This is a genomic window from Pseudaestuariivita rosea, from assembly GCF_017592335.1.
Classification (GTDB): Bacteria; Pseudomonadota; Alphaproteobacteria; order Rhodobacterales; family Rhodobacteraceae; genus Parasulfitobacter; species Parasulfitobacter rosea.
In genome coordinates this window covers 1-4,326 of record NZ_JACNMP010000044.1, presented here as the reverse complement: position 1 = coordinate 4,326, position 4,326 = coordinate 1, and the positions used below count along the sequence as shown (strand labels likewise).

4 protein-coding genes are annotated in these 4,326 nt (G+C 55.6%); all 4 read right to left on the bottom strand.

Translation table 11 applies throughout. The features are described from left to right. Positions 1–69 precede the first annotated feature (69 nt). The 4 genes from H7848_RS17935 to H7848_RS17920 are packed head-to-tail and all read right to left on the bottom strand — an operon-like array spanning position 70 to position 3,831. Positions 70–780: a hypothetical protein gene (locus H7848_RS17935; protein WP_208354185.1), complete on the bottom strand. Its 711-nt coding sequence runs from the start codon at positions 778–780 to the stop codon at positions 70–72. Positions 781–784: 4 nt separating this feature from the next. Continuing rightward, positions 785–1,453: a DUF4123 domain-containing protein gene (locus H7848_RS17930; protein WP_208354184.1), complete on the bottom strand. Its 669-nt coding sequence runs from the start codon at positions 1,451–1,453 to the stop codon at positions 785–787. A gap of 30 nt (positions 1,454–1,483) precedes the next feature. After that, on the bottom strand, positions 1,484–1,741 hold the full coding sequence (locus H7848_RS17925) for a PAAR domain-containing protein (RefSeq protein WP_208354183.1): 258 nt from the start codon (positions 1,739–1,741) through the stop codon (positions 1,484–1,486). After that, positions 1,738–3,831 carry a type VI secretion system Vgr family protein gene (locus H7848_RS17920; protein WP_208354182.1) on the bottom strand — a complete coding sequence of 698 codons (2,094 nt, stop codon included), beginning with the start codon at positions 3,829–3,831 and terminating at the stop codon, positions 1,738–1,740. Before H7848_RS17920 ends, H7848_RS17925 begins: the two co-directional genes overlap by 4 nt. Positions 3,832–4,326 lie beyond the last annotated feature (495 nt).

Below are 4,326 nucleotides of genomic sequence, written 5' to 3'. Positions count from 1 at the left end.
TTCTTGTTCATCTTCGCTCCATAATGGCTTCGATGAACCAGAAATCCTCCCTTGCGCAAACCCCTAAATCTAACCGGTAGGTGCTGAAGTCAGGCACTTTCGGGCGAAGCAATCCATCAATCCGTCCAATGTAAGGGGGGCGCCATCATAGATTGGAGGGAAGAGCTCATCGGATGCCACAACGTTGTCGATGGTGGCGATGTCGAGACCACATTCAGTATCAACTTCGCAACCTGCAAATACCTGATCCAGATCGAAGTCATTCAGACTGACCGGGACCAGCACCACCTCTGCCGTGCACTGCTGGCCTGCACCGCTATCGTCGTTCAAATCGTAAAGTTCAGTATCATCAGCCATAAAGGGGACCACTTTTTTGGGGTAGAAGGTTTTTAATGCTTTGAAGAGATCGGCGAACTTTTGTTCGTTTGTTTTGCTAGATGCTACGATTTGCTGGGTTTCTTGAAAGTGTTCGATGACATCAGGAGCAATGGTAATGGCCCAAGCGATAAAATATCGCATGTGATAGCTGCTTTTGAAGCCTTGTCGATACATATGGATCATGACCTGGTGAGCAATTTCGATTTGGGCATCGTCGCCCGTAATGATCCCTTTGTATTTTGGATAATCGCTCAATTCCTGTAAAAGCTGTTCGGCCTTCTGTCGCAAGGTCAATTCACGTAGGCGTGGTAAGTAAACAGCTTGTGTTGTACTATAGATAGCGGAGTCGATGCCGTCGCACGATAGTTTGTAAAACAAATCATCCGTGCCGAGCAGAACCAATGCGTCAATTTTTCAACTTTATACCATTGGTGAAAAACCGTTGCCAATTCGGGTCGGGAATATCTTGTAAATACGCCAACAGAACCGCTGGTTCCCAAAACCGAAAATAGTACCATTTTCCTGTTTCATCCTGGACCTTCGTGAACTTCCTGAAGTGTTTCCACAGGTCGTTGAGGCTGGCGGTTGATCTGATGTAGATGCCTGGGTTTTTGTCCCAAAGGTACCATGGGGCGGGGTTTTTGGTGTCTTGGGTGAAGAGATTTCGGGTGAAGCTGTTGCCCTCTTCGAGTTTGACGATCCAGGGGGCGACGTCGCGCAGGTCGTCTTCGGCCTGGCCCTTGAACAGGCAGCGGTGCTCAAGGTTCGAGCTGGCCAGCAGTTCGGGCAGATTGAGCACTTTGGCGGCATCGAGGATGGCGTAGGTGTGCAGGGGTGGGGCAGCCTTTGGGTCGCCGCCTGCTGCTTCGATCTCAGTCGCCGTTGGGTCGGGTTGTCCGAACAGCACATCATAGAGCGCATCGGGAACTGTTTTCTTGGGATCGATGCCAAACTGATCGTCCAGCGGTTTGATGCCTTTGATTGTTTCGATGATCAGGCTGGGGGTGTCAGGCGCCGTCTGTGGGTCGGCGGTCACATCCCACTGGTTGAAGTTCGCGCCGTCGTGGTCGGTCATGGACTGGTTAAATCTTTCAACAAATATGTCTTACGGCTTAACCTTATGGGTGGGTGAGCCGGTTGTAATTGTGCCGCCGTGGCTGGTTTTGCAGCCAAGGTAGGCGATGGGTTTGCCGTCGTCGGCGCCGTTGCCAGCCCCTTCGATGATCGTGGCCCCGCAGGCGCAGGCATCGCCGAGGCGGGCGATGGGGCGGCCATCGACCTGCGCACGACCGCCCTGGATGATTGTGTTGGTGCCGCACTTCGGGCAGGCGTGGGTGTCGCCCACGCGGGCCACGGGCTTCATGCCTCGTCACCTTTTTGCGCCAGGCATTCTTCGCACAGCGGCAGCGCGTCATTGGCCGCGCCTGACAATGTCGGAACCTGTGCACCGCCAGAGCCGCCCATCGACACATTGCCCTTCAGATTGATCTGCGCGGCCTCCAGCGTGATCCCCGATCCATCGATCGTGATCTTGCCGCCTGGCCCCTTGATCTCAAACTTGTCAAAGGCCATCAGCGTGTGATGCTTTGTGTTGTTGGTGATCGACTGGTTCACGTTCAGCACGTATTTGCCCCGCACGCTTTCTTCCATATTGCGTCCGATGGTCACCAGATGGTCGGCATAGACATCCTGTTTATGAATGTTGCCCACGTAATGCACGTGGTCCTTGCCGTATTTTTCCTGCTGCGTCTGGGTCACGTTATAGACCACATCGCGGCCCACGGTGTGGCGGGCATCGCGGCCCACACTTTCGGTGTGGTCCTGACCGACGGTGATCGCCTTGTCACGACCCACGCTTTCGAACTGATCCTGGCCGATGGTCTTGGTGCGATCATTCAGGATGTCGATCTGCTGGTCTTTCTGACCATGCATATAGATCAGCTCCTGATCGGCCTCATCTTCAAAGCTCAGTTCGTTGAAGCCGGACCCTTTGTGTGTGTTGGTTCGAAAGACGGATTTGGTCTTGTTCGCGGGCAGGTCGTAGGGCACGCGCTGCTGGGCATTGGGCACGATCCCCGTGACGACGGGTCTGTCGGGGTCGCCTTCGAGGTATGTGACCATGACCTCCATGCCGATGCGGGGGATGATCTGGCCGCCCCAGCCACTGCCGGCCCAGTTCTGCATCACGCGGATCCAGCAGGTGTCGGTGCCGTCCTTCGCAGCCCGCCGGTCCCAGGGGAACCACAGTTTGATGCGGCCGTATTCGTCGGGGTGGATTTCTTCGCCCTCGGGGCCGGCCACGATGGCCACCTGGGTGCCGTCGATGCGCGGGCGCGGCGTGGCGCGGTGGGGGGTGGCGGGCACCGTCGCAGGCAGTGCCAGGAAGCGGTTGCGGTATTCGGGCTGGCCGCCGCCGGTTTCAAAGCTGGCATCCAGCGCCTCATGCTCGATCGCCAGCACAACGTGTTCGTCGAAGGCCGCATCCGGGTTCGCCTGATCATAGGGCGTGAACTTCGACCCCGGGGACAAGCTGCGCACATTGCCCGCGCCCTCGACCCGCTGGTGGTCGGCCTCAACCGCCTGCATCCGCAGCTTCACCTGTCGCTCAACCGACCCGTCGTCGATCTTGTCCGAGGCCGCCCCGGTGCCGTACCCGCCAACCGCGGGGTACTCAAACAGCTCATAACTGCCGTTCTTCGGCAGGCTGACCAGACTGGGCGCGTCCGCCCCGGGCACGGTGCCCGGCGTCTGGAAATTCCAGTCCCGCGCGGCCCGCACACCGGGGGTGTAGCTGAAGCGGGTTTCAAAACGATTAATGTGATTGCGATCCGTCGATCCGGCCGCAAAGCGCACGTCCTCACCGCCCAGATAGCCCGACGGATGGCTGGCGATGTGAAGGGTATGTTTACCTTTTTCGTGTTCAAACCAGTAAAAAAGACCGTCTTCCTCAAGCCGCCGGGTCAGATAGGCCAGGTCGGTCTCATTATACTGCACGCTGTAATGCTGCGGGTCGGGCTGCGTGACAATACCCTTGGTGACCGGCGCGGGCAGGCCGTGTTCTGACAAGAGCATCTCGCAGACCTCGACGCTGGTCATGTCCTGCCAGATGCGGCAGTCGGATTTCTGCGACAGCAACCACAGCTGAGGCCGCAGGACCAGCTGATAACTCTGCATCGCGCGGCTGACCTTGGGCCCTGCGATCATCTGCACGACCAGCGCATTCCAGGCCCGCCGTTCGCCCCCGCCAACATCCAGACTGATATCGGCCAGCTTGCCCACCACCTGATCAGGCTGCAAATCATTGGCCTTCGAGCGCAAAGCGAGTGTCATCTCAAAAAGATCACTCACCGCCTCCCGCATATACAATTTTTCCGCCAGAAGCTGATCCGAGCCCAACAGCCCATCAATCCGCACTATCCGATCAGCCTGTATAAAATCCGCAGAGACGTTCATCAAAACAATCCTCGGGCAATAAATGAATCTGGTTAAATAGTAATCCAACGTCGCTTGCAATCCAAGATGCGTTTAACCCTGAAACTGACGATGCGCCGGAAATGCACCTGACGATTGCGCTTAATGCATCAGAAATACTTCTATTTCGGCTCAGTTTCCGCGATTAACACAAAAGACCTGCACAAGTCATCGCACTTTATGTTTTTCAGATCTGTTTCACCGGCCGCCTTTTTGCGAACAGCTACGGTCTTTAGTCGGATTTTTGTTGCATGACGCAGTCAATTGGTCTGAATCTGTCCCAGCTTGGATTTCATTGCACACAATAGTTTTAGTAACTTTCCATTAAATCCATTAAAGAAGAGTGGCTTTTTCAAACAAAGATTGAGTATCGCCGCCACAGTTCAGGATCAAAGCAAAAAACTAGAGCGTGATGAAATCGACCTGAATCAAGGGGGATTCACATAGGCTTATTTTGCTGATTCACTGTCGCCGACC